Origin of the sequence: Streptomyces sp. NBC_00178 (genome assembly GCF_036206005.1) — a bacterium.
Lineage (GTDB): Bacteria > Actinomycetota > Actinomycetes > Streptomycetales > Streptomycetaceae > Streptomyces.
Genome location: NZ_CP108143.1, coordinates 6,014,963 through 6,039,377 on the forward strand (window position 1 = coordinate 6,014,963; position 24,415 = coordinate 6,039,377).

The following is a 24,415-nucleotide window of genomic DNA, read 5'->3' on the forward strand; positions in this document are numbered from 1 at the left end:
GTCCGCACGCGGAGAGGTCGCGGACGACGACCGGCCGAGCCGTCCGGGAGGCGGGTGGCCCGGTGCGCCTCGTGGAGTACCCCTCGGCACACGGGCGTTCTCGCGCACCACGCGGCGCGGCCGGATCGCGTCCTACCGGACGCGCGTGGGACGGCCTGATCCTGGGCCCATGGGGGACACCGAGAACACTGCGTCCTGCGCGGACCCGCCCGACGACGACTCCGGCCGGCTCACGGCGGCCTGGCAGGTGCTCCTGGAAGGCGCCACCGCCCCGCGGCCCCCGGCGCCGCCCGAGTGCCCGTTCTGCGAGCTGCCGCAGGACCGGTACGCCACGTCGTACACCGGGCACTGGGTTCTCCTCGAACCCGGGATCCGCGTCCCGGCCCACACGGTGCCCCCGCGCCGGCGCTGGATCATCACGTCCACCGGGACGGCCGTGAACCTGTGGGACGCCGAGCCGCTGCCGGGCGCCACGTGCCGCATTCCGCACCGCATCGCATGCCCCCGGCTGGAGCCGGAGGACCACTGGCCCTGGGTGACGGCGCTGCGGCGGCACAATCTGGAGCGCACGCAACGCCTGTTCGAACTGCCCGAGGAGGGTCTCCCGGACGCCGGGTGACCTCGCAGGCGGGCGAACACGAGGACAGGGGTGCGGTGCACGCCGACCGGCGTCCACCGCACCCCTGCCGTTCCCGTTCACAGCGACCGCGGCGGCGGGCCGTGGGCGGGGCGGCCGGCTCCTTCAGGTCTGGAGCGGGCCGCCCGGCCCTTCGCCACCGCACTGGCGTCGTCCGCCGCCGCGGTCCCGTCCTGCCGGTGCCGCGCGCTGCCCCTCATCCGGGTGCGCGGCACGGGCAGGGCCCGGAAAGGAGGCTCAGTCCTCGCGCAGGGCGCGGACCGCCTCCTCCACGCGCTTGCCGTAGTCGGCGTCCGCGGCGTGGAAGTGGGCGAGGTTCTTCTCGATGACGTCGTCACGGGTGACCTGGGAGAGGCCCCCGGCGATGTTGGCGACGAGGCGGTCCTTCTCGTCCGCCGACATCAGCCGGTAGAGCTCGCCGGCCTGGAAGAAGTCGTCGTCCTTCGTGTGGGCCGGCGCCTCGTGCGTGCCCGTCCAGCCGTGGACGGCGAGCGGGGCCGCCAATGCCTGCCCGGTCTGCGCGGGGCCGGCGTACGAGTTGGGCTCGTAGTTCTTGTCCTGGCGCGATCCGCGGCGCGTCGCGTGCAGGCCGTCGCGGCCGTAGTTGTCGACGACCGCCGCCTTCGGCGCGTTGACCGGGAGCTGGGTGTGGTTGATGCCCAGGCGGTAGCGCTGCGCGTCGGCGTAGGCGAACAGCCGGCCCTGGAGCATCTTGTCCGGGGACGGGCCGATGCCGGGCACGAAGTTGTTCGGCGAGAACGCCGCCTGCTCCACCTCGGCGAAGACGTTGTCCGGGTTGCGGTCCAGGACCAGGCGGCCGACGCGCTGGAGCGGGTAGTCGGCGTGCGGCCACACCTTCGTCACGTCGAACGGGTTGAAGCGGTAGTCCGCGGCCTCGGCGGCGGGCATCACCTGGACGTGCAGCGTCCAGGACGGGTTGACGCCCCGCTCGATGGCCTGGAGCAGGTCCGTCTGGTGCGAGTTGGCGTCCTTGCCGACCTGCTCGGCGCCCTGCTCGGCGGAGAGCGAGCGCACGCCCTGGTTGGTCCTGAAGTGGTACTTGACGAAGAAGGCCTCGCCCTTCGCGTTCGTCCACTGGTAGGTGTGCGAGCCGAAGCCGTTCATGTGGCGGTAGGAGGCGGGGATGCCGCGGTCGCCCATGAGCCAGGTGATCTGGTGGGTCGACTCGGGGGAGTTGGCCCAGAAGTCCCAGACGTTGTCCGGCTCCTGACGCCCCGTGAAGGGGTCGCGCTTCTGCGAGTGGATGAAGTCGGGGAACTTCACCGGGTCCTTGATGAAGAAGACCGGCGTGTTGTTGCCGACGAGGTCGTAGTTGCCCTCGTTCGTGTAGAACTTCAGCGCGAAGCCGCGGGGATCGCGTACGGCGTCGGCACCGCCCAGCGAGTCGGCGACCGTGGAGAAGCGGATGAACGTCTCGGTGCGGCGGCCCACCTCGGCGAGGAAGTCGGCGCGGGTGAAGCCGGTGACGTCGTCCGTCACCTCGAAGTAGCCGTACGCACCGGAGCCGCGGGCGTGGACCACGCGCTCCGGGATGCGCTCACGGTTGAAGCGGGCGAGCTTCTCCAGCAGGTGCTGGTCCTGGAGGAGGACCGGCCCGCCGGCACCGGCCGTGGCGGAGTTCTGGTTGTCGGCGACCGGGGCGCCTGACTCGGTCGTGAGCACACGCTGGGACATGGAGGCCTTCCGTACGGGGCTGCTGACGGCTCCAGGAGCGTAGATAGGCCAGGAACGGCGCGTCAACAGTTTGTTGAAATTGGAGGAGTGGATTCCGGGTCGCGGCGGCGCCTGGGCGCGACAGGACAGGTGTCAGCGCCGCCGCGACCCGGAGTTCAGGGGGCCCGGGAGGGGCCGGGGGTCAGACCTGGGGGCCGGAGAGCCGCTCGACCGAGCGCAGCAGTGCCGAGTGGTCCAGCCCGCCGTCGCCCTGGGCGCGCAGCGAGGCGACCAGCTGGGCCACCACGCCGCCGACGGGCAGGGCCGCGCCGACGTTGCGCGCGGCGTCCGTCACGATGCCCATGTCCTTGTGGTGCAGGTCGATCCGGAAGCCCGGAGCGAAGTCGCGCTTGAGGAAGTTGTCCTTCTTGCGCGTCAGGACCGTGGAGCCGGCGAGCCCGCCGTTCAGGACGTCCAGGGCGGCGCTCAGGTCCACGCCCGACTTCTCGAGGAAGACCACGGCCTCCGCGCAGGCCTGGATGTTGACCGCGACGATCAGCTGGTTGGCGGCCTTCACCGTCTGGCCGGAGCCATGGGGGCCGCACAGCGCGATGGTCTTGCCGAGCGCGTCGAGCAGCGGCTTGGCGGCGTCGAAGTCGGTCTGCTCGCCGCCGACCATGATGGACAGGACGGCCTCGATCGCACCCGCCTCGCCGCCGGAGACCGGGGCGTCCAGCACGCGGATGCCCTTCTCCTTCGCCCGTGCGGCCAGGTCCACGGAGGTCTGCGGCGTGATCGACGACATGTCGATCAGCAGGGCGCCCTCGCGGGCGTTCTCCAGGATGCCGTCGGGACCGTACGCGACGGCCTCGACCTGGGGGGACGCCGGGACCATCGTGATGACGACGTCGGCGTCGCGCACCGCCTCGGCGATCGACGCGGCTCCCCGGCCGCCCGCCGCGACGAGCCGGTCGATCTTGTCCTGCTCCAGGGTGTGACCGGTGACCTGGTATCCGGCCTCGACCAGGTTCTCGGACATGGGGGAGCCCATGATGCCGAGCCCGATCCAGGCGACCTTGGGGAGGTTCTTGCTCATGAGGGTGCCTTCCGGTAAGCGTGTGTGCGTGGGGCGGGCGGCGGCCTCAGCGGGCCGGCCGGGCCTCGGCGGGGAGCCAGTCGAAGGCCTCGGCGCTCGGGCGGTCGCCGGGCTTGTACTCCAGGCCGACCCAGCCGTCGTAACCGGCTTCGGTCAGCTCGTCGAGGAGCCGCTCCAGCGGGAGCGAGCCGGTGCCGGGCGCGCCGCGCCCCGGGTTGTCGGCGATCTGGACGTGACCGGTCTTCGCGGCGTACGCCTTGATCACCTGGCTGAGGTCCTCGCCGTTCATCGAGAGGTGGTACAGGTCGAGCAGGAACGCGGTGTTGCCCAGCCCCGTCGCCTCGTTGACGCGGTCGGCCACCTCGACGCCGGCCGGCGCGCTGACCAGCGGGTAGAGGGGCGACTCCGTGTCGTTGAGGGTCTCGATCAGGAGGGTCGCCCCGATCCGGTCGGCCGCGCGGGCGGCCAGGACCAGGTTCTCCAGGGCGAGTTCGTCCTGCGCGGCGGGGTCCACGCCTTCGACGCGGTTGCCGTACAGCGCGTTGAGCGCCCTGCAGCCGACCGAGGCCGCGAAACCGGCCGCCACCTCGATGTTGGCGCGGAAGCGGTCCGACTCCTCGCCGGGCACCGAGGCCGCGCCGCGGTCGGGGCCGGGCAGCCGGCCCGCGTAGAAGTTCAGCCCCACCAGCTGCGTTCCCGCGTCGTCGAGCGCCTTCTTCAGGGCGTCGAGCTCGGCCTGCGCCGGGGTGGGGGTCTCGATCCAGGGCCACCACAGCTCGACCGCGGTGAAGCCAGCCGCGGCGGCGGCCGCCGGGCGCTCCAGGAGCGGGAGTTCGGTGAAGAGGATCGAGAGGTTCACATCGAAGCGCTGGTCCGAGTAACCCATTCTGCGCTCCTTCCGTATCGCGGAAGTTAGTTTCTGCTTAACGGAAGATTGCCCGGCCGGTGGTCCGGCTGTCAAGAGGCCACCCGAATTTCCGGACACACCGGAGCGGGGTGGAGGCCGCCCGGCCCTCCACCCCGCCCCCGCTCACACCTGCCTGGTCAGACGCCCGGCACCGTGTCCCGGAAGGTCGTCCCGGCCGCGCGGTATCCGCTCACCAGAGCCGACACCTGCGCGGGGGAGAGGACCTGGTCCTTGACGTGCAGGACGTAGTCGACCTGCTGGTCGTACGCCCGCGGAGTGGTGCTGCTCTGACCCGCCAGATCGATGAGCCACTGGTTGAAGTTGATCGACATCGGCCGCTCCGGGAGGTAGGACGCCCCGTGCGTGCCGAAGGGCTGCCCGTCCACGTAGTACGTGATCGCGTTGTTGTCGATCGTCACCACCAGGTCGTGCCACCCGGCGTAGCTCTGGCGCGCCTCGCTGTGCTGGTTCACGGCCTCCCACGGGTCGGGCCGGTAGGTCTCCCAGGACGTGGTGTAGAGGATGTTGGACGGCTCGCCCCAGCCGCCGTTGGGCAGGTACTCGAAGTCGTACTCGGCGTAGTCGTCCGCCATCGGCGCCTTGAGGTCGTTGATCGTGAAGAAGGTCTGCACGAGGTGGTCGCCGTCCGGACCGGACTTCGGGGCGTCGCTGAACTTCACCCGGGCCGCGTAGGTGCCGTTGCGGAACTTCGAGGAACGGGTGAGGATCTCCGTCTGCACGGTCGAGGCCCCCGTGCCCGCGGTCGACGTCTCCAGGTTCATGATGGAGTTGCCGCTCTGGTTCGCGAAGGTGACCTTCTCGGGTGCCCACACGGCACCCGGGACACCGGGGCCGCCGGAGTTGGAGCGGACGCTCCAGCCGTTCGCCGCGATCTTCGGATCCGCGTGACCGGAGTAGTTGAAGTCGTCGAACAGCGTGGGCCCGTCGGCCGGCGGGTCGGTGGGCGGATCCGTCGGATCCGTCGGGTCGTTGCCCCCGGGCGCCTCGCCCCACGCCGTGGCGCCGCCCAGCTGGGCGGTGATCCGGGACCAGTCGCCGTAGGTGCTCCGTTCGGGGCCGAAGGAGTAGTCGTCGCTCTGCCGCAGCGTCTGCCAGTCCGCGCGATGGAAGCGCAGCTGCATGTCCCCGGTGTCCGCACCCGGGGCGAGACTGCCCGCACCGCCGGTGAAGGCGATCTCCAGGTAACGGTCAGCGGTGGCCGTCGGGTTGGGCAGGGTCTTGAAGGTCCCGGTGATGTTCCCGCAGCCCTTGACCGCCCACGAGCAGGCGAAGCGGTAGGCGGCCGAGGCCGAATCGGCCTTGAAGTAGTACCGGACCTTCACGTCGGCGAGCGACACGCTCGTGCTGCCGGTGTTGCGGACCTTGAGCCAGGGTTCGCTCTGGTCGGCGGTGGCCCCGGACGCGCTCGTGCGGTACTGGACGGCCAGCCCGCCCGCCGCCGCGGCGGCACCCGCCGTCGTGGGCAGTGCGGCGAGGGCCGTACAGCCCATGGCCAGGGTGACGGCGGCGGCCGCCGCCGCGCGGATACGGCTCCTGCGGAACGTACTCATGGCGATGTTCCTCTCCGGAACGGTGGGAGATCGGGTTAAAGAGGGGGTCGCGCTGTACCCGTCGACGCGGTCGCCAGGGACCGCGCGGTCAGAGGCCGGTACCGGACACCGAGGGCGTCCAGCCGGGCGGTGTGATGGCGCAGGCGCTCGACGAAGCCGGACCAGTCGCCGTGCCCGCCGGACCAGGCGCGGTCCGCCAGTGCGCACAGCCGGGGGTAGGTGAGGTACTCGATGCGGTCCGGCGTCGTCACGTACTCGGTCCACAACTGCGCCTGTGTGCCCAGGACCCGGGACGCCTCGTCGGCCTCCCAGTCCAGCGGCACGGGTTCGTTGGCGTGGACCGCGTGCAGGGGGACCGGGTCGCCCGGCTGGGCCGGGGGCTCGTCCGGATCCGTGGACTGGGCGTAGTCGAGGTAGGTGGAACGGTGGTGCGCGGTCACCACGCGGTGCCCGCGCCGGGCGGCGGTGCGGGCGTGGGCCGGGTCGCGCCAGGTCATCACCGTGAATTCGGGCGGCAGTTCGCTGCCGCTCTCCGCCCAGCCCGTGGGCCGGCGGCCGTGCTCCACCAGGAACGCGCCGATGCGGCCCATGAACCAGCCGTGCAGCTCACCGGGGCCGGCGAGCCCCTCGGCCGCGGCGCGTTCCCGGGCCGCCGGACTGTGCTCCCACTCCGTGGTGGGGCACTCCTCGCCGCCGATGTGGATGTAGGGGGAGGGGAAGACGTCCATGACCTCCTCCAGCACGGCGCGGCAGAAGTCGAAGACCTCCTCGTGCACCCCGAGCACGGTGTCGCAGACACCCCACCTGGTCCAGACGTCGAGCCGGCGCTCCGGGTCGTTGCCCAGCGACGGGTAGGCCGCCAGGGCCGCGCGCACATGACCGGGCATCTCGATCTCCGGCACGACGGTCACCCCGCGCTCCGCCGCGTGGCGGACCAGGCCGCGCAACTCGTCCTTGGTGTACGACCCCCCGTGCGGCACCCCGTCGGACAGGGACTCGGCGCGCAGGCCGCCCACCGAGGTGAGCCGGGGGTACTGGTCCACCGGCATCCGCCAGCCCTGGTCGTCCGTGAGGTGCAGATGGAGGACGTTCAGTTTGTGCAGCGCCATCAGGTCGACGTACCGGTGCAGGTAGGACACCGGCTGGAAGTGCCGGGCGACGTCGAGCATCGCACCCCGCCAGGGGTAGCGGGGCACGTCGCTGATCTCCACGCACGGCAGCTCCCAGGTGGGACGGCACACACCGCCCGACAGCGCCTCCGGCGGCAGAAGCTGACGGATCGTCTGCACCCCCCGGAGGAGCCCGGCGGGCCGGGCGGCGCGCAGCAGAAGGGCCTCGGGTCCGACGGTCAGGCCGTACCCCTCGTCACCGAGCCCGCCGAGGTCCGGGTCGAGGGCCAGGACGACGCGGCCCTCCGCCGACGGCGGCAACGGCAGCCCGGTGGTGGGGCCGAGGAGCGCGCGCAGCAGGTCCGCCGCCCCCTGCGCCCCCGGCAGGGCGCGTACGGACGTGTCTTGGCCGAGGACGAAGCGGCCCGGCCGTGGTGAGACCTTGTGGGGGCGGGGGAGGAGTGAGAGCTCGGGGCGTGCGGGCACGGGGGCCTCCGGTTCGGGGGGTCGGGCGGTTCGCGTGTACGGGTTCGCGGGGGGACGCCCGGCGGGCTCAGCCCTTGACCGCGCCGGCGGCGAAGCCGGAGGTCACATGGCGCTGGAGCAGCAGGAAGATGACGAGCGCGGGCAGGGCGAACAGCGTCGAGGCGGCCATGGTGGCGCCCCAGTCGGTGCCGAAGGTGTTCTGGAACGAGGAGAGCCAGACCGGCAGGGTGCGGTTGTCCTGCTGTTTGATGATCAGGAAGTTGGCGTACGCGAACTCGTTCCAGGCGGTGATGAATCCGAAGAGCGAGGTCGCCATCAGGCCGGGGGCGAGCAGCGGCAGTGCGACCCGGGCGAAGGCGCCGGTCCGGGTGCAGCCGTCGACCTGGGCGGCTTCCTCCAGCTCGGGCGGGATGGTCGCCAGGAAGCCCCGCAGCACCACGATCGTGAACGGCAGGGTGATCATGAAGTAGACGAGGGTGAGGGTCGGCAGCCGGTCGAGCATGTCCGTGTCGCGGGAGATGATGTAGATCGGGATGATCAGCGACTCCCAGGGCGCCATCTGGGCGATGAAGACCAGCAGCATGAACTGCCGCCGGCCCTTCCAGCGCAGCCGGGCGACGGCGAACGACGCCCCGAGGGCCACGACGAGCGAGAGCAGCACCGCGCCCAGGGTGACCAGGACGCTGTTGCGCCAGAAGAGTTCGAAGCCGTCCGCCTGCACGGCCCGCCGGAAGTGGTCCAGTGTCCAGGTGTAGGGCACGAGCCGCGGCTCCGGGGACTGGATGTCCTTGCTCGGTTTGAAGGCCGTGGACACCATCCAGTAGACCGGGAACAGGCAGACCACGACGGTCACGACGGCGGCGGCGTTCAGCGGGATCCGCCGGACGCGGGGACTGAGCTGGGTCATCGCGGGTCGTCCTCCTGGCGGAACATCTGGCGGAAGTAGGCGACCAGCACCCCCGACATCAGCACGACGGTGATCATCGACGCGGCGGAACCCAGGTCGTAGCGCTGGCTCGAGAGTGCCGTCTGCACCGCGTACACCGGCAGGATCGTCGTGGCGTCGCCCGGTCCGCCGCGGGTCATCACCCAGATCTGGACGAAGGCCTTGAAGGTCCAGATGACCTCCAGCGACAGGACGAGCATGAAGATCGGCCGCAGCATCGGGAAGGTGATGGACCGGAAGATCCGGGAACCCGACGCTCCGTCCAGCCGGGCCGACTCGTACAGCTCCGCCGGCACCGTGGTCAGGGCCGAGTAGAGCGTCACCGCCGCGAACGGCACGGACTGCCAGACGATCAGGGCGACCAGGATCGTGAAGGCCGCCGTGCCGTTCGCGAACCACGGGTAGCGGTCGAAGGACTCGAAGCCGAGCGCGGTCAGCAGCTGGTTGACGATGCCGAACTCCGAGTGGAACAGCCACTGGAAGACGGTGGTGGCCGCGACCACCGGCATGGCCCACGCCAGCACCAGCGAGCAGAGCACGACGGTGCGGCCGGCCCGGCGCAGCCGCTCCGTCATCAGCGCGACCAGGGTGGAGATGACCATGATCAGCACGACGTTGACCGCCATGAAGACGAAGGTGCGGCCGGTCACCTCCCAGAAGCGCGGGTCGGACAGCAGCGTCCGGTAGTTGCGCAGCCCCACGAACTCGGCGTCCCCGCTGATCAGCTGACGGAGCCGGAAGTCCTGCAGGGAGATGACCACGGCCCGCACCAGCGGGTAGACGAGCAGGTAGAGCATGCCGCCGATCGCGGGCGCGATCAGCGCGTACGGCCAGAAGCCGTGCGCGGGCCGCGCTGGGCGTCGCCGCGGCGGTTCCGGTGCGGGGTGCCGGACACGTGGCGCGGTCCGTTCACGGACGACCTGCACGGCCGACCTCCTCTCGTCGGTGGAGACCATCGGCCGGGATCAGGAGCCGGCGTTCATGGCGCGGGTGATGTCCTCGGAGGCCTTCGCCGCCTCCTTCGCCGCGTCCCCGCCGGTCAGGACCGCGGTCATGTAGTCCTTGATCGGGTTCTCGGCCTCGACGGCGGCCCAGCCCGGTGTGTTCGGCGTCGCGTGCCCGTTCGCCGCACCGACGGCCATCGCCGACGCGCCGGGGTCCTTCGCCACGGCGGGGGCGAGGGTCGTCCGGTTGGGCACGTAGCTCATGGCCACCGCGAGCTTCTGCTGCCAGGCGTCGCCCGTCAGCTCCTTGATGAACGTCAGCGCCGCCTCCGGGTGGCCCGCCGCGGCGGGGACGACCAGGTCGGAACCGCCCGTGAACACCGCGCCCGGAGTGCCGGCCGTCTTCCCGGGGATGGGGAAGAAGCCCAGCTTGTCCGCGAGCCCGGGATTGTTCTCGGCGACCACCTTGGCCCCGCCCGGCGTGGAGATGACCTGGGCGACCTGCCCCTGCGCCATCACCTCGGCCTGCGGCGGGTCGTCCTCGTCGGAGTCCTTGGGGCCCTTGCCGAGGGCCTGGAGCTGCGCGTAGAAGGCCATGCCCCTTTGGGCCTCCGGCGTGTCGAGCGCACCCTTCCACCGGTCCCCGGACTCCGTGGCGAGGTCGCCGCCCTCGTCCCAGATGAAGCCCGCGAGGGCGTACCAGAGCTGGCCCGGCAGGTAGATGCCCTGCGTACCGCCCTTGTTGAGCTTCGTGGTGGCCGCGATCCACTGCTCGCGCGTGGTGATCGCGGCCGGGTCGACTCCGGCCTTCTCGAACAGGTCCTTCCGGTAGATCACGACGCGGTTGGCCGCGTAGTACGGGATGCCGTACTGCTTCCCGTCGTACGCGCCCGGCTCGGCCAGGCCCTTCAGCCAGTCGTCGCCGTTCAGCTCGTCCTTCTTGTCGCTGAGGTCCAGCAGACCGCCGCTCTCCGCGAACTGGGCCACCTGGGTGTTGCCGGCCTCGATCACGTCCGGGGCGTCGTTGCTCGCCAGGGCGGCGGTGATCTTCTGGCCGATGCCGTCCCACTCCTGGATCTGGATGCGCACGTCGATGTCGGGGTGCGCGGCCTCGAACCCCTTGGTGAACTCCTCCTGGAACGCGGCCGACACGCTGTCGCGCATCAGCCAGACGTCGACCTTCGTGACGCCTCCGGCCTCGTCGGCGGTGTCCCCACCGGAACTGCAGGCACTGAGCGCGGCGGCCGTCACGAGCGCGGACACACCGGCAAGCAAGCGGTACTTCACGGTTCACCTCAACGGGAGCAGGACCTGACCACCTGACCAGTGAAGTCCACTGGACAGCTCACCTCTTGGTGGTGGATGAAGGTGGCATAGACCAATGAGGCCGTCAACCCCCTGTGTAGGAAGGGGATTTCGCGATACCTTGCCGACTGGCGCTGGGCTTCGGAGCGCGGCTGGTTACACTTTGCCTGACCAGTGGCCGTATGGAGCTCAACTGGTAAAGGGAGCGGAACACCGGAAAGGGCCTGCATGAAAGCCGATGTGCCGGGGACGGTGCTCAAGCGTGAACGGACCCGCGACGCGGTCCTCGAACTGATCGAGAGCCGCAGCCCCGGTGACGCGATCCCGTCGGAGCGGGCCCTCTGTGCCCTGCTCGGCGTGTCCAGGCCCACCGTGCGCGCGGCCGTCGACGAGCTGGTCGCGGCCGGACTGCTGGTCCGCGAGCACGGGCGTGGGATGTTCGTCGCGCCGGAGAAGATCACCCAGGAGCTGGTCTCCGCCGACCTCTCCCTGACCCTTCCCAAGGCGGCCGGGGCATGGTCCAGCCGGCTGCTGGAGTTCACCACCCTCCAGGCCGGCGCCCGGGTCGGCCGCAAGCTGCGGATGTCGCCGGCCGAGGAGATCGTCTACGTCGCACGGCTGCGCCTGGTCGACGGCACCCCGATGGCGATCGAGCACCTGCACATCAGGGCCGCGCTGGTGCCGGGCCTGTCGGCCCAGGAGCTGGAGGACGGAGATCTCTACGAGCACCTGCGCCACACCCACGGAGTCCACGTCCGGGAGGCGGTCCAGGCCATCGAGCCCACCGTCGTCACGCGCGCGGAGGCCCAGCTCCTGGAGGTGCCCGAACTGTCGCCGGCGCTGCTCTTCGAGCGTCTGACCTCGGACACCGGCGGGCTGCCCGTGGAATACGTCCACTCGCTCTACCGGGGCGACCGCTACCGGATCGTCTCCCGGCTCGCCCTCGGTCCGGCGGCCGGCGGAGCCCCGCTGGTCAGGGACGGGCACCACCCGGGCATCCCGCCCGGGGACTTCGCGCACGGCGACCCGATCACATCGTCCACCAGGGGGGACATCCAGGCGGCGCCGTGAGCTGCCGGGTGCCCGCGCCGGGCCCCGCGGGGGAGGGTGCTGAGCCCCGGAGGGCCGTGTGGCGGCCGACGGAGCGGGCGGCCCGCACCCGCCCGGACGCCGTTCGCCCACCCCCGGGCCCCAGGCACACGTGACCCTCTGGCCCCCTGCACACGTGCCATAGGGTCGGACCGAGCCGTGCGAGCCGACGGACACGGCGGACATGAGGGAGGCACCGTGCGCTTGAGGGTGGAATTCACCACCGAGCCCTTCGATCTCGACGAGGCACCCGCCCACGCGGTCGTGGCCCGGGAGGTCATCCAGGCGGCCGACCTCGACGCCGTGGACGTCGGCCCCTTCGGGAACACGGCCGAGGGGAGCGCCGACCAGGTCCTCGCGGCCGTGGACTCACTGCTGCGCCGGGCGCTGGCCTCGGGCGCCACCCGGGTGTCCCTCCAGGTCAACGTGATCGGGGAGGACACCCCGTGACCCAGCCGGCCGACCATCCGCTGGTCTCCGCGGTGAAGCCGCTCGTCGACGCCATGGGCGCCGAACTGCTGGATCCCGGGCAGGCCGCCGCCGACGACGTGGTCCTCGCCTGGGAGGGGACGGACGTCGTCGCCGTACGCCTGCCGCAGCTCTCGGAATCGCTGGACCACATCCTCGCCGCGATGGAGCGGCGGCACGGAATGCCGCTCGCCGACCTGGACCGGAAGACCAAGCAGGGTGTGGTGCGCACGCTGGAGGCACGCGGTGCCTTCTCCGTGCGGCACGGTGTCGAGACGGTGGCCGGAGCCCTCGGCGTCAGCCGTTTCACCGTCTACAACTATCTGAACCGGGACAACTCGACCAAGGGCGAGTAGCCGAGCGCAATGCGGGTCGATGCCGTCGTCCGGGGACTCGGGCGGCGGCATCATCTGTTCGTGGAATTTCAACAAACTGTTGACGTGGTGTTGCGAAGGGCGTTAGCTATCCGCAGCCCGACAACGCACAGCGAAAAACAGCCACGGAGGCTCCCGTGACTTCGAGCTCCACACCGGGCCTGGCCCGGTTCAACACCCTGGCGGCCGGCGAGGCCACAGCCGCGCTGCACGAGGTGTGTGCCAGTGCGGCGTGGGGGGACTTCGTCCTCGCCCACCGGCCCTACGCCGACGTGGACGCCCTGCTCCTTGCGAGTGACGCCGCAACGGCCGACCTCTCGGCGCAGGACCTGGCCGAAGCGATGGCGGGCCACCCGCCGATCGGCCGCCCGAAGCCCGGGGACCCGGCCTCCGCCCGTGAGCAGCGGGGGATGGCCGGTGCGTCCGAGGAGCTCAGGACCGAGATGCTCGAACTGAACCTGGCCTACCAGGAGAGGTTCGGACACGTCTTCCTGATCTGTGCCACCGGAGCCACCGGTGAGCAGATGCGCGACGCGGTGAAGTCCAGGATCGGGAACTCGCCCGGTGAGGAGCGCGGACACGTCCGCACCGAACTGGGCAAGATCAACCGCATCCGCCTGACCCGCCTCGTGCAGGACCCCCCAGAACAAGGAGCGTGACGGTCGTGAGCACCGACACCACCGCATCCGTGTCCACCCACATCCTGGACACCAGCACCGGCCGCCCCGCCGAAGCCGTCACCGTCTCCCTCGCCGCACGCGGCGGCGGCGACTACGTGACGCTCGGCGGATCCGCGACCGACGCGGACGGGCGCTGCAAGGACCTGCCGGCCCTGCCGGAGGGCACCACCCACGTACGGCTCGCGTTCGACACCGAGTCCTACTTCACAGCCAAGAAGCAAGCCGAGGCGCAGCAGGACGCCCCCCGCGTAAGGGACAGCGGCGCGTTCTTCCCGGAGGTGGCGATCACGTTCGCCGTCACCCCGGGCGAGCATTTCCACGTACCGCTGCTGCTCAACCCGTTCGGCTACTCCGTTTACCGAGGGAGCTAGCAGACAATGCCCACGATTCTCGGCCAGAACCAGTACGGCAAAGCAGAGAACCGCGTCGTCAGGATCACGCGGGACGGCGACACCCACCACATCAAGGACCTCAACGTCTCGGTCGCCCTCTCCGGCGACATGGACGACGTCCACTACTCCGGCTCCAACGCCAACGTCCTGCCGACGGACACCACCAAGAACACGGTGTTCGCCTTCGCCAAGGAACACGGCATCGAGTCGGCCGAGCAGTTCGGCATCCACCTCGCGCGGCACTTCGTCACCTCGCAGGAGCCGATCGAGGTCGCCCGGATCCGGATCGAGGAGTACGGCTGGGAGCGCATCGCGACCTCCGACGGCAACTCGAAGTTCATCGGCGCGGACGAGGTCAAGCACTCCTTCGTCCGCAAGGGCCAGGAGACCCGGGTCACCCAGGTCACCTTCGACGGGACGAGGTGGGAGGTCGTCTCCGGCCTCAAGGACCTCACCGTCATGAACTCCACCAACTCGGAGTTCTGGGGTTACGTCAAGGACAAGTACACGACGCTGAAGGAGGCGTACGACCGCATCCTCGCGACCGACGTCTCCGCCCGGTGGCGCTACAACTGGACCAGCGACGAGGAGCGCATGCCCAACTGGGAGAAGTCCTACGAGCAGACGCGCAAGCACATGCTCCAGGCCTTCGCCGAGACGTACTCCCTCTCGCTCCAGCAGACCCTGTACCAGATGGGTTCGCGCATCATCAACAACCGCAGCGAGATCGACGAGATCCGATTCTCCCTGCCGAACAACCACCACTTCCTCGTCGACCTGGAGCCCTTCGGCCTCAAGAACGACAACGAGGTCTACTTCGCGGCCGACCGGCCCTACGGCCTCATCGAGGCGACGGTGCTCCGGGACGGCGTCGAGCCGAAGATCCCGGTCGACATGACCAACCTCTGACGCGGAACTGAACCGGCCCCCGCCCGCAGCCGGGCGGGGCCCGGTCATCCCGGAGGGAACTCCCATGGCACAGCCTGCAACGGGGCCGGCGAAAGGCCCGTGTACCGCACCACCGACCGCTGCCGACAGGGCAGTTCACCCGGTCGACGAAAAGCTCCCCCTCGCGCGGCTCGTCCCCGCCGCGCTCCAGCACATCGCCGCCATGTACGCGGGCGTCGTCACCCCTCCGCTCATCATCGGGCAGGCCGTCGGCCTCGGCACGGCCGGCATGACCCGGCTCATCGCGGCGAGCCTCCTGGTCGCCGGGCTCGCCACCCTCCTGCAGACCATCGGGGCCCGCCACTTCGCCGGGAACCGGCTGCCGTTCGTCAACGCGGCGTCCTCCGCGGGCATCGCGCCGATGCTCGCCATCGCCGAGACCAGCGCGCCGGGCCACCAACTCCCCTCGATCTACGGGGCCGTGATCGTCGCCGGTGTCTTCTGCCTCGCCGTCGGACCCTTCTTCGGGAGGCTGCTGCGCTTCTTCCCGCCGCTCGTCACCGGCGTCGTGATCACCCTCATCGGCGTCACTCTGATGCCCGTACCCGTCGGCTGGGCGCAAGGGGGCGACGCGACCGCGGACGACTTCGGTGACATGAAGTTCCTGGGCCTGGCCGCCTTCACCCTCGTCGTGATCCTGCTGATCCAGCGCTTCGGGCGGGGCTTCGTGAAGCAGACCGCCCTGCTGGCCGGCATGTTCGCCGGCACCCTGGCCGCCGTACCCTTCGGACTCGCCGACTTCTCCGCCCTCGGGTCCGCCCCCGTGGCCGCCCTGCCCACCCCCTTCGCCTTCGGCGCGCCCGAGTTCCGTCCCGCCGCGATCCTCTCCCTCTGCATCGTGATGCTCGTGCTCATGACGGAGTCCTCCGCCGGCATGCTCGCCCTCGGCGAGATCTGCGACCGGCGCACCGACGGGGCCACCATCACGCGCGGGCTGCGCACCGACGGCATCGCCACCCTCCTCGGCCCCGTCTTCGGAGGCTTCCCGACCAGCGCGTTCGCGCAGAACGTCGGCGTCGTGTCCCTGACCCGGGTGCGCAGCCGCTACGTCGTCGCCGCGGCCGGGGGTGCCCTGCTGGTGCTGGGGGCCTTCCCCGTGCTCGGAGCGGTCGTCTCGCTCGTGCCGATGCCCGTGCTCGGCGGCGCCGGCATCGTCCTGTTCGGCTCGATCGCCGTGAGCGGCATCCGGACCCTGGCCGAGGCCGGGCTCGACGACAGCTCCAACATCGTCCTCGTGGCGGTGGCACTCGGCGCGGGCATCATCCCGCTCGCGGCCCCCGCCTTCTACGCCGGATTCCCCTCCTGGGCACAGACCGTGCTGGGCTCGGGAATCAGCGCGGGAGCGCTCGTCGCGGTCCTGCTCAACCTGTTCTTCCACCATCTCGGCACCCACAGCCGTCCCGCTGTGGCACTCAAATCCTCCTAGGGTCCTGCCGTGCCCACATCGCCGCAGACAGAAGAAGGAAGCGCCATGGCAGCCTCGGCAGACCCCAGGCCCACGCAACGCATCGTCATCGAGAACTGCTCGATCGCCACGGTCGACGCCCACGACACGGAGTACGCCTCGGGGCACGTCGTCGTGGCGGGCAACCGCATCGAGTCCGTCGGCGCGGGGAACGCGCCGCAGCAACTCGCCGACGTCGTACGCCGGATCGACGGCACCGGGCACCTCGTCACACCCGGTCTGGTCAACACCCACCACCACTTCTACCAGTGGATCACCCGGGGCCTCGCGACCGACCACAACCTCTTCGACTGGCTGGTCGCGCTCTACCCGACGTGGGCGCGCATCGACGAGCCGATGGCCCGGGCCGCCGCACAGGGCTCCCTCGCCATGATGGCCCGAGGCGGTGTCACCACCGCGATGGACCACCACTACGTGTACCCCCGCGGTTCCGGCGACCTGTCCGGCGCGATCATCGGCGCGGCCCGCGACATGGGCGTGCGCTTCACCCTCGCCCGCGGCTCCATGGACCGCAGCGAGAAGGACGGCGGCCTGCCGCCGGACTTCGCCGTCGAGAGCCTCGACGGCGCCCTCGCGGCGACCGAGGCGACCATCGACGCGCACCACGACGCCTCCTTCGACGCGATGACGCGGATCGCCGTGGCGCCCTGCTCGCCGTTCTCCGTTTCGACCGAACTTCTGCGACAGGGAGCCGAGTTGGCGCGCCGCCGCGGGGTGCGGCTGCACACGCACGGTTCGGAGACCGTCGAGGAGGAACAGTTCTGCAAGGAACTGTTCGGCATGGGCCCGACCGACTACTTCGAGTCCACCGGCTGGCTCGGCGACGACGTGTGGATGGCGCACTGCGTCCACATGAACGACTCGGACATCGCCGCCTTCGCCCGCACCGGCACCGGCGTCGCCCACTGCCCGTCCTCCAACGCCCGCCTCGCCGCCGGCATCGCGCGCGTCCCCGACATGCTCGCCGCCGGTGTCCCGGTCGGACTCGGCGTCGACGGCACCGCCTCCAACGAGTCCGGCGAGCTGCACACCGAACTGCGCAACGCCCTCCTCATCAACCGCCTCGGCGCCCACCGCGAGAAGGCCCTCAACGCGCGCCAGGCGCTGCGGCTGGGCACCCACGGCGGAGCCAGGGTCCTGGGCCGCGCCGACGAGATCGGCTCGCTGGAGCCGGGCAAGCTCGCCGACCTGGTGCTGTGGAAGCTCGACACCCTGGCCCACGCCTCGATCGCCGACCCGGTGACCGCGCTCGTCTTCGGCGCCGCGGCCCCCGTGACCCTCTCCCTCGTCGACGGCAGGCCCGTGGTCGAGGACAACCGCCTCGTCACCGCCGACGAGGACGCGATCGCCCGTGCCACCCGCGACGAGGCCAGGCGCCTCGCGCAGATCGCCGCCGGGGCCTGACGCCCCGCACCCCCATGAACAGGCCGGCCGAGGGGGACGGCCCTCGGCCGGCCGCTGTGGACCGCACCGGCCCGCAGCAGCCCGGTCCGGTACGCGTACGAGCCGTACGCGCACCCGGCCGGGTGTGCCCGAAGCTGCCCGCACCAGCTGCACGACCTGCACCAACGCACCACTCAGCACCACCTCCCTGACACCCACGTCGCCGACGTGTACCCGACCGGAGGAAGCCGTGGCAGCTACGCCCAGGTTTCGCAAGAACGCAGTCGAAGGAAAAGCGGCCGGAGCACGCGCGGCCGACGAACCCGGCCGGAAGCATCCGGTCGACGAGAAGCTCCCACCCGTCAGGATGTTCACCAGCGGCCTCCAGCACGTGGCCGCCATGTACGCGGGCGTGGTGGCCCCGCCCATGATCGTGGGTCCCGCGGTCGGCCTCAGCACCAAGGAGACCGCCTTCCTGATGGGGGCGAGCCTCTTCACCGCGGGGATAGCCACCCTGCTCCAGACCCTCGGCTTCTGGCGCATAGGCGCGCGGCTGCCGTTCGTCAACGGCGTCTCGTTCGCCGGGGTCACCCCGATGGTCGCGATAGGCAAGGACCGGGGGCACGACGGCATCGCCGTCATCTTCGGCGCGATCATCGTCGCCGGCCTGCTCGGCTTCCTGCTCGCCCCGTACTTCTGCAAACTGGTGCGGTTCTTCCCGCCCGTCGTCACCGGAACCGTGATCACCCTGATCGGTGTGTCGCTGCTGCCGGTGGCCTTCAACTGGTCGCAGGGCGGCAACGCCACCGCCGACGACTACGGCTCGATGACCAACATCACCATGGCCGCCGTCACCCTCGTGATCGTGCTCGCCCTGCGCAAACTGCTGCGCGGCTTCCTCCAGCAGATCGCGATCCTGCTCGGACTCGTCGTCGGCACCCTGATCGCGATCCCTGCGGGCATCACCGACTTCGGGGCCCTCGGCGACGCCGACGTGGTCGGATTCCCGACGCCCTTCCACTTCGGCGCGCCGCAGTTCGAGATCGCGGCGATCGTCTCCATGTGCATCGTGATGCTCGTCTGCATGACCGAGTCCACCGCCGACATGCTGGCTCTCGGCAAGATCGTGGGCCGCCCGGCCGACGAGCGGACCATCGAGGGCGGCCTGCGCGCCGACACCCTGGGCAGCGCCCTCAGCCCGCTCTTCAACGGCTTCATGTGCAGCGCGTTCGCCCAGAACATCGGGCTGGTCGCCATGACCAAGGTCCGCAGCAGGTTCGTCGTCGCCGCGGGCGGGGTCATCCTGGTGCTGCTGGGGCTGGTCCCCGTCGCCGCGTCCGTCATCGCCCTCGTCCCGCTGCCCGTCCTCGGCGGCGCCGGGATCGTGCTCTTCGGGTCGGTCGCCGCGAGCGGCGTCCAGACCCTCGCGACCGCGGCCCTGGAGAAGGGCGAGAACGCCCTGATCGTCGCCGCGGCCGTCGGCGTCGGCCTCATACCGATCGCCGCGCCGGACTTCTACCACGCCTTCCCCGAGGACATGCTCGTGGTCCTGGACTCGGGCATCTCCACCGGCTGCGTCGTGGCGATCGTCCTGAACCTGGCCTTCAACCACTGGGGCCGGAAGCCGGAGGAGGAGCCGGAGGCGGAAGCGGGGGCCGGCGCCCAGCCGAAGGACCCGATGGCGCTGCCCGTGGCCCACTGACCCGCCGGCGTCAGCCGATGGGGAAGGCGTCGCCACTGACCCACCGGCGCGCGTGCACGGACCCCGGGTGGGGACCGCGCACGCGCGCCGGGCCGCCGGCGTCAGCCGATGTGGAAGGCGTCGCCGTAGACGTGCCAGTCCAGCGGCGGGTCGAGGTTCAGATTGCCCGCGCGCAGGAAGACGCGCTGGGCCGTGTCCACCCGGCTGGTGTCCGAGTGGGCCTCCTCCTGCTTCATCGCCCAGACCCGCGCGTCCAGGAACGCGTCGAGGTAGGCGACCTCGTCACCGCCCTGCGACGGCGGCCGGGCCTGAGCCGAAGCCCTCTGCCGGATGGCCCAGAATCCCGTGCTGTCGCCGCCGCCCCCGTGCATGACGATGGCGTCGTAGTACGCGAACTGGCCCAGCGTCCCGATGCCGTCGGCCTTGCCCTGCTGCACCGCAGGGTCGAAGTACACCCGGTCGCGCTCGTCGTTCTGCGCCTGCTGGAAGGCGGGGTCCGAAGCCGCCCTGGCCCATGCCCCGGTGAACCCGGGGTCGAGACCGTCGTGCGAATCGGTGCCGTCCACCTCGCGCAGGGCCGGCAGGTAGCGGGCCAGGGGGTTGCCGGGGACGCGCTGGGTGTACAGCTCGACCAGGTCGAGCATGTCTCCGGTGCCGGAGCAGAAGCCGATGATGCCGGCGGTGTATCCGCGGCCGTCGTCGATGTCCTCGATGTAGCCGTACTGGCCCTTCCAGTCCAGCGACGAGTTCTCGGCGCTGGACACCAGCTGCATGGCGATGTCCTTCTTCGCGGGGTCGTCGAGTCCGGTCGCGGCTGCCTCCAGGTGTGATGCGGCCAGATGTGACACCGCCGGCGTGGGGGCGCCGGCCTGGGCGCTCGCCGGGATCGCGGTGAAGGCCAGCCCGAGGGCCAGCGCGGCGATTCCGGCGCTACGGGTGAGTCGGGTGGTGCGACGCGAGGTGCTGGCGTGGGGGTGATGCACCGGTCCTCCAACAGGAGTTCGTCGTTCCGATGGTCTGTTAGGAAACTTTCCTACCAGAGGTCGGAGCGCGTGGTAACCCCCTGCGCACGTACGGACTTCGGTGGTCAGTTCCCGTCGATGTGGAAGCGCTCCCCGTAGACCTTCCACGTCAGTGGGGTCTCCAACTGCAGTTTCCCCTGACGGACGAAGACGCGTTGCGCGGTCTCCACCCTGCTGGTGTCACTGTGCGAGGGTTCCTTGCGGATTGCGTCCACCCGGGCGTCGAGGAAGGCGTTCAGATACGCCTCCTCGTCCCCGCCCTCGGCCGGTGTGTCCCGCACGGCGAGGGCCCGCGCGCGTATCGTGCGGAAGCCGACCGTGCCCGCGGAGTCGGCGCCGCCGTGCATCACATAGGCGTCGTAGTAGATGAACTGCCCCAGCGCGCTGAGCCCGTCGGCCTCGGCCCGTTCGACCGCGGGGCCGAAGTAGGAGTGGTCCCGCTCGGCGTCCTGGGCCGCCCGGAAGAGCGGATCGCCCGCCGCCTTCGCCCACGCGGCGGTGTAGGCGTCGCCCAGCCCGTCGTGCGAGTCGCTGCCCCGGACCGCGCGCAGGGCGGGCAGGAAGGGCTCCAGCGCGTTGCCCGGACGCTTCGCCGTGTACCGCTCGACCACCTTCAGCATGTCTCCGGTGCCGGAGCAGAAGCCGATGATGCCGGCGGTGTAGCCGCGGCCGTCGTCGATGTCCTCGATGTAGCCGTACTGGCCCTTCCAGTCCAGCGTCGAGTTCTCGGCGCTCGACACCAGCCGCATCGCGATGTCCTTCTTCGCGGGGTCGTCGAGCCCCTTCTCCGAGGAGCCGGGGCCGGGGGCGGAACAGCCGGCCAGGACGAGGGCCGCGGCCGCGGCGAGGACGAGACGTCTGTGCTTCACACACCAAGCGTGCCAGGTCGGGGGGCCGGGGCCGTCCGGGGTCCGGCGCCTGTAGCGTTCGGGATATGGAAGATCAGTCTGTTGTGGACGTCGGCGACGTACGGCTGGCGTACCGGACGTGGGGCGACCCGTTCGGCTCACCCGTCGTCCTGTTGCACGGCCTGGGCGGCTCGTCCCTGAGCTGGGAGGCGGTGGGCGGCCTGCTCGGCGAGGAGTGGCGGGTGTACGCCGTCGACCTGCGCGGCCACGGCGGGAGCGACTGGCCCGACGAGTACGGCCTCGAGCAGATGCGGGACGACGTCCTGGAGTTCCTCGACGCCTGCGAGCTCGACCGCGTCGGCCTCGTCGGCCACTCGATGGGCGGGGTGGTCGCCTACCTGCTCGCGGAGGAGTACGCGGACCGCGTCGAGCGGCTGGTGCTGGTGGAGACCCCGCCGCCGTTCCCGGGACGACCGGCCGACGGCGGTCGCCCGGGCGGGCCGGTGGACTACGACGAGAACGCCGTGGACGAGGTCAGGGCCCAGGTCGCCGACCCCGATCCCCGGTGGGCGGAGGAGCTCGGCCAGATCGTCTCCCCGACGATGATGATCGCGGGTGGCCCGGAGAGCAGCATGCCGCAGGACAGGCTCGCGGACATGGCCTCGCTCATCCCGGACTGCCGGCTCATCACCCTGGGTGGCGGTCACCACGTGCACAAGGCGCATGCCGACCAGGTGGCCCAGCAGATCAGCGAGTTCTTCACCAGCTGACGGCTGCCCCGGGGCGCACCGGCTCGTCCGCGGCCACCCGGGCCGCCGGCGGGTTCGCCGACGGCCCGGGTCCGGCCGCGCCAGGGCGCGTCCTCAAGGGCGACGCGGCGCGCGGCACGCCCTGCCCGGCCGGTGTCACGTCGTGGTTGCCGGCCTGGAAGCCGGTGTCACGTCGGTGCCGGGCGGGGGACCGGGGGCACGGCGTCGTGCCGTGCCGGTGTCACCTCCCGGCTCCGTGCGCGCCGGTGTCACATCGTCATGCCGGAGTGCATGCCCTTCTTCCCGCCCGCGCCCATGGCCCCGTTCATGCCCATCGACATGGCGTGGATCTCGTGGACCGCCGGCGGCATGATCACGAACGGCCGCATCATGCCCTCGTCCTCGTGGGAGAGGATGTGGCAGTGGTACATCACCTTGCCGGTCTGGTCGGCGAGGCGCCCGGCCACCGTGACGAGGCTGTTGGCGGTCACCGTGATGGTGTCCTTCCAGCCCGACTCCTCGGGTGCGACGGGCATCTGCGCACCGAGGGTCAGGGGCTTCCTCGTCCGGCCCGCGGAGACGTCCAGGCCCGAACCGTCCACGGCCCGGCGCTCGATGACCTGGAAGTTCATCAGGTGGATGTGCATCGGGTGGTAGATCGGCAGATCCGCCGGACCCGCGCTGATGAAGTGCCACTTCTCCCAGGTGCCGGCGGCCGCGAAGAAGGTGGTGGTGTCCTCGAACACGGCACCGGTGCGGCGCAGCGTCCGGGTCCCGCCCGCCATCTCGATCTGCACGATGCCGTCCCCGGACGGAGTGTCCGACGCCACCTCCTGCATCTCCCAGAGCTGGGGCATCCCGCCGGTGCTGTCGAAGGCCGTCATGACGAACCGCTCGGTGGCGTCCGGCGGAACGTCGGACGCCTTGAGCCGGCGGAACGTCGGACGCCTTGAGCCGGCGGAACGATCCTGACAACGTTGTCGGAACGCGGGTCGGCGCGTGCCGCTTCCTGTCGACACGGAACTGCATGACCTCGGGGTGCGGAATGGCGAAGTCCGGAAGGGGTGCTCCGGCCTGCTGTCCCGGGATCGTGTTGACGAGCTTGAGCCGCTTCCCGGGGAACGCGGCGAAGTCGATCACGATGTCCGCTCGCTCCGCGGGGGAGAGGGAGATCGCTTCTTCGACGGTCTGCGGCTTACCCAGCAGGCCCATGTCGGTGCCGATCAGCTTCATGGCGCCGGGCACGGCCTTGCCGGTCTCCTCGTCGACGACGACGAGCCGGAAGATGCGGGTGTCCGAGGTGTTGACGACCCGGAAGCGGTAGGCGCGGGCCTCCACGTCCAGGTGCGGCCAGACCACGCCGTTGACCAGGGTGAAGGGGGCGAGGACGGACAACGCCGAAGGCAGCGTGCCGGGTTCGGGGGCTGCGGGCCCGCCGATGATCCGCTTGAAGATGACCTGGCCGTTGAGGCGTCCCCCGGCGTCCGTGTCGAAGTTGACGTCCTGGATCGCCAGCGGGATCTCGTAGTCGCCGCGGGGCAGGTCCAGCCGGGACTCCTCCTTGTCGCGGACGATGTAGTTGCCCACCAGGCCCGCGGTCACGTTGAGTGCGGTCACCGCCATGGCATGGTCGTGGTAGAAGAGGTGCGTCGCCGCCTGGTCGTTGGCGTATTCGGCCAACTGCGTGGATCCGGGGCCGACTCCGTACTCCGCGGCGCCGTCATTGATGGCGTTCTGGTGTCCGCCGTGCAGGTGCACCGTCGTCCACGCGGTGAGCTTGTCGATCTCGGGGCGGGGGTACGAGCCCTGCGTACCCGGGCGGTTGTAGGGCAGCAGGCCGGGGCCGGGGCCCTCGCCGTGCACCCAGACGGCCTTCACGGGCATGGTGCCGGACAGCTTGTTGTTCCACGCGATGCGGAACGTGTGTCCGCGCCGTGCCTCGATGGTCGGGCCGGGGAAGTGCCCCTTGTAGGTCCACAGGCGCGTGGTGGGCATCTGCGAGTGCAGCCGGACCCGGGCCTCGACGAGGTCGATCTCGGTGATGCTCTTCTTCCCCGGTCTCAGCGTCGGGGGTATGCGCAGCGGGTCCTTGAACGGGGTCAGCGTCGGGTGCGTCGGCTCGTTCACCCCGGGAAGGGTGTTGGCTGCCAGCACCGCGTCGTCGCCGGTGTCGTTCGAGCGGAGGATGCCGGTTCCGGCTACGGCGACGGCTGCCGTAGTGAAGCCGGCCATGCCCAGAATGGACCGCCTGGACGTGCCAGTCATCTGTGTACGTGTCCTAGATCAATAGTCGGTGCGTGTGAACGCACCCGTGCGGTAGCCGTCATGGGCGCAGCGCCGGGCTTGGCGGTGCGGCAGGGAAGGGGCGGCTCGCGTCACCACAGGGGTGCGTGGTGCGGCCTGCCCGGCGAACGATGCCGGATTTGCGCGTTGATTATGCGATTTTCCGGGTTCCGTTCGGGGGGAAGTAGAACACAGTGATGTTGAACGTGCAAATAAAGTGCGGCTTTCGTGGAGCCGGCCCCGTGCCTCCCGTGCCCCCGGTGGCGGCGGGGTGGCCGGGGTCCGGACGGGTCTGGGGAACGTTTCGATCCGCCCTCTTGTCCGCACCCCCGCCCGC

22 protein-coding genes and 1 pseudogene are annotated in these 24,415 nt (G+C 70.7%); 11 read left to right on the plus strand and 12 right to left on the minus strand.

Features of this window, described 5'->3' with window-relative positions; genetic code table 11:
- Positions 1-169: 169 nt before the first annotated feature.
- Positions 170-619: a DUF6083 domain-containing protein gene (locus OHT61_RS26255; protein ID WP_329041595.1), complete on the plus strand. Its 450-nt coding sequence runs from the start codon at positions 170-172 to the stop codon at positions 617-619.
- 255 nt (positions 620-874) lie between these two features.
- On the opposite strand, the gene OHT61_RS26260 is transcribed toward OHT61_RS26255, so the two are convergent.
- The 8 genes from OHT61_RS26260 to OHT61_RS26295 form a co-directional block, all read right to left on the minus strand.
- Positions 875-2,332, minus strand: coding sequence for a catalase (locus OHT61_RS26260; RefSeq protein ID WP_329041597.1), 1,458 nt, complete (start codon positions 2,330-2,332; stop codon positions 875-877).
- 181 nt (positions 2,333-2,513) lie between these two features.
- The gene (locus OHT61_RS26265; RefSeq protein WP_329041599.1) at positions 2,514-3,407 is read right to left on the minus strand and encodes a 2-hydroxy-3-oxopropionate reductase; all 894 of its coding nucleotides are present in this window, start codon (positions 3,405-3,407) and stop codon (positions 2,514-2,516) included.
- A gap of 46 nt (positions 3,408-3,453) precedes the next feature.
- Positions 3,454-4,293 carry a TIM barrel protein gene (locus tag OHT61_RS26270; protein WP_329041601.1) on the minus strand — a complete coding sequence of 280 codons (840 nt, stop codon included), beginning with the start codon at positions 4,291-4,293 and terminating at the stop codon, positions 3,454-3,456.
- Between the two features lie 158 nt (positions 4,294-4,451).
- The gene (locus OHT61_RS26275) at positions 4,452-5,885 is read right to left on the minus strand and encodes a cellulose binding domain-containing protein (protein WP_329041602.1); all 1,434 of its coding nucleotides are present in this window, start codon (positions 5,883-5,885) and stop codon (positions 4,452-4,454) included.
- A 35-nt stretch (positions 5,886-5,920) separates the two neighbouring features.
- A complete protein-coding gene (locus tag OHT61_RS26280; RefSeq protein WP_329041603.1) occupies positions 5,921-7,480 on the minus strand; it encodes a beta-N-acetylhexosaminidase in 1,560 nt (519 codons plus the stop codon).
- Between the two features lie 67 nt (positions 7,481-7,547).
- Complete coding sequence (locus OHT61_RS26285) at positions 7,548-8,387, minus strand: carbohydrate ABC transporter permease (protein WP_329041604.1); 840 nt, start codon at positions 8,385-8,387, stop codon at positions 7,548-7,550.
- Positions 8,384-9,352, minus strand: coding sequence for a carbohydrate ABC transporter permease (locus OHT61_RS26290; RefSeq protein ID WP_329041605.1), 969 nt, complete (start codon positions 9,350-9,352; stop codon positions 8,384-8,386). The genes OHT61_RS26285 and OHT61_RS26290 overlap by 4 nt, the downstream gene beginning before the upstream one ends.
- 39 nt (positions 9,353-9,391) lie before the next feature.
- Complete coding sequence (locus OHT61_RS26295) at positions 9,392-10,657, minus strand: extracellular solute-binding protein (protein WP_329041607.1); 1,266 nt, start codon at positions 10,655-10,657, stop codon at positions 9,392-9,394.
- Positions 10,658-10,903: 246 nt separating this feature from the next.
- Between OHT61_RS26295 and OHT61_RS26300 the strand changes: the two genes are divergently transcribed.
- The 9 genes from OHT61_RS26300 (at position 10,904) to OHT61_RS26340 (ending at position 19,176) form a co-directional block, all read left to right on the plus strand.
- Positions 10,904-11,746, plus strand: coding sequence for a GntR family transcriptional regulator (locus OHT61_RS26300; protein WP_329041608.1), 843 nt, complete (start codon positions 10,904-10,906; stop codon positions 11,744-11,746).
- 216 nt (positions 11,747-11,962) lie between these two features.
- On the plus strand, positions 11,963-12,214 hold the full coding sequence (locus OHT61_RS26305) for a thiamine-binding protein (RefSeq protein ID WP_329041610.1): 252 nt from the start codon (positions 11,963-11,965) through the stop codon (positions 12,212-12,214).
- Positions 12,211-12,588 carry a helix-turn-helix domain-containing protein gene (locus OHT61_RS26310; protein WP_329041611.1) on the plus strand — a complete coding sequence of 126 codons (378 nt, stop codon included), beginning with the start codon at positions 12,211-12,213 and terminating at the stop codon, positions 12,586-12,588. Before OHT61_RS26305 ends, OHT61_RS26310 begins: the two co-directional genes overlap by 4 nt.
- 155 nt (positions 12,589-12,743) lie before the next feature.
- Complete coding sequence (gene uraD, locus OHT61_RS26315; protein WP_329041613.1) at positions 12,744-13,265, plus strand: 2-oxo-4-hydroxy-4-carboxy-5-ureidoimidazoline decarboxylase; 522 nt, start codon at positions 12,744-12,746, stop codon at positions 13,263-13,265.
- A 5-nt stretch (positions 13,266-13,270) separates the two neighbouring features.
- Complete coding sequence (uraH, locus tag OHT61_RS26320) at positions 13,271-13,657, plus strand: hydroxyisourate hydrolase (protein WP_329041614.1); 387 nt, start codon at positions 13,271-13,273, stop codon at positions 13,655-13,657.
- Between the two features lie 6 nt (positions 13,658-13,663).
- Positions 13,664-14,587: a factor-independent urate hydroxylase gene (pucL, locus tag OHT61_RS26325; RefSeq protein ID WP_329041615.1), complete on the plus strand. Its 924-nt coding sequence runs from the start codon at positions 13,664-13,666 to the stop codon at positions 14,585-14,587.
- 64 nt (positions 14,588-14,651) lie between these two features.
- Complete coding sequence (locus OHT61_RS26330; protein WP_329041616.1) at positions 14,652-16,052, plus strand: nucleobase:cation symporter-2 family protein; 1,401 nt, start codon at positions 14,652-14,654, stop codon at positions 16,050-16,052.
- A gap of 45 nt (positions 16,053-16,097) precedes the next feature.
- Positions 16,098-17,495: an 8-oxoguanine deaminase gene (locus OHT61_RS26335; protein ID WP_329041617.1), complete on the plus strand. Its 1,398-nt coding sequence runs from the start codon at positions 16,098-16,100 to the stop codon at positions 17,493-17,495.
- Between the two features lie 229 nt (positions 17,496-17,724).
- A complete protein-coding gene (locus OHT61_RS26340) occupies positions 17,725-19,176 on the plus strand; it encodes a nucleobase:cation symporter-2 family protein (RefSeq protein ID WP_329041619.1) in 1,452 nt (483 codons plus the stop codon).
- A gap of 101 nt (positions 19,177-19,277) precedes the next feature.
- Here the strand turns inward: OHT61_RS26340 and OHT61_RS26345 are convergent, their stop codons facing one another.
- Both OHT61_RS26345 and OHT61_RS26350 read right to left on the minus strand, forming a co-directional pair.
- Positions 19,278-20,159, minus strand: coding sequence for a chitosanase (locus OHT61_RS26345; protein WP_329041620.1), 882 nt, complete (start codon positions 20,157-20,159; stop codon positions 19,278-19,280).
- A 104-nt stretch (positions 20,160-20,263) separates the two neighbouring features.
- Positions 20,264-21,067: a chitosanase gene (locus OHT61_RS26350; protein WP_443049534.1), complete on the minus strand. Its 804-nt coding sequence runs from the start codon at positions 21,065-21,067 to the stop codon at positions 20,264-20,266.
- Between the two features lie 65 nt (positions 21,068-21,132).
- Here OHT61_RS26350 and OHT61_RS26355 point away from each other — a divergent pair, with 65 nt between their 5' ends.
- Positions 21,133-21,816: an alpha/beta fold hydrolase gene (locus tag OHT61_RS26355; protein WP_329041622.1), complete on the plus strand. Its 684-nt coding sequence runs from the start codon at positions 21,133-21,135 to the stop codon at positions 21,814-21,816.
- Positions 21,817-22,064: 248 nt separating this feature from the next.
- Here the strand turns inward: OHT61_RS26355 and OHT61_RS26360 are convergent, their stop codons facing one another.
- On the minus strand, positions 22,065-22,679 hold the full coding sequence (locus tag OHT61_RS26360) for a multicopper oxidase domain-containing protein (RefSeq protein WP_329041623.1): 615 nt from the start codon (positions 22,677-22,679) through the stop codon (positions 22,065-22,067).
- A gap of 733 nt (positions 22,680-23,412) precedes the next feature.
- Positions 23,413-24,060: pseudogene (locus OHT61_RS26365) on the minus strand (multicopper oxidase domain-containing protein); the annotation flags it as partial.
- Positions 24,061-24,415: the final 355 nt, after the last annotated feature.

Bases quoted from the DNA above. Each gene is read 5' to 3' on its own strand.
- OHT61_RS26270 (WP_329041601.1), bottom strand. From the start codon at position 4,293: ATGGGTTACTCGGACCAGCGCTTCGATGTGAACCTCTCGATCCTCTTC.
- OHT61_RS26285 (WP_329041604.1), bottom strand. From the start codon at position 8,387: ATGACCCAGCTCAGTCCCCGCGTCCGGCGGATCCCGCTGAACGCCGCC.
- OHT61_RS26265 (WP_329041599.1), bottom strand. From the start codon at position 3,407: ATGAGCAAGAACCTCCCCAAGGTCGCCTGGATCGGGCTCGGCATCATG.
- OHT61_RS26335 (WP_329041617.1), top strand. From the start codon at position 16,098: ATGGCAGCCTCGGCAGACCCCAGGCCCACGCAACGCATCGTCATCGAG.
- OHT61_RS26260 (WP_329041597.1), bottom strand. From the start codon at position 2,332: ATGTCCCAGCGTGTGCTCACGACCGAGTCAGGCGCCCCGGTCGCCGAC.
- pucL (WP_329041615.1), top strand. From the start codon at position 13,664: ATGCCCACGATTCTCGGCCAGAACCAGTACGGCAAAGCAGAGAACCGC.
- OHT61_RS26275 (WP_329041602.1), bottom strand. From the start codon at position 5,885: ATGAGTACGTTCCGCAGGAGCCGTATCCGCGCGGCGGCGGCCGCCGCC.
- OHT61_RS26330 (WP_329041616.1), top strand. From the start codon at position 14,652: ATGGCACAGCCTGCAACGGGGCCGGCGAAAGGCCCGTGTACCGCACCA.
- OHT61_RS26355 (WP_329041622.1), top strand. From the start codon at position 21,133: ATGGAAGATCAGTCTGTTGTGGACGTCGGCGACGTACGGCTGGCGTAC.
- OHT61_RS26300 (WP_329041608.1), top strand. From the start codon at position 10,904: ATGAAAGCCGATGTGCCGGGGACGGTGCTCAAGCGTGAACGGACCCGC.
- OHT61_RS26360 (WP_329041623.1), bottom strand. From the start codon at position 22,679: ATGACGGCCTTCGACAGCACCGGCGGGATGCCCCAGCTCTGGGAGATG.
- OHT61_RS26255 (WP_329041595.1), top strand. From the start codon at position 170: ATGGGGGACACCGAGAACACTGCGTCCTGCGCGGACCCGCCCGACGAC.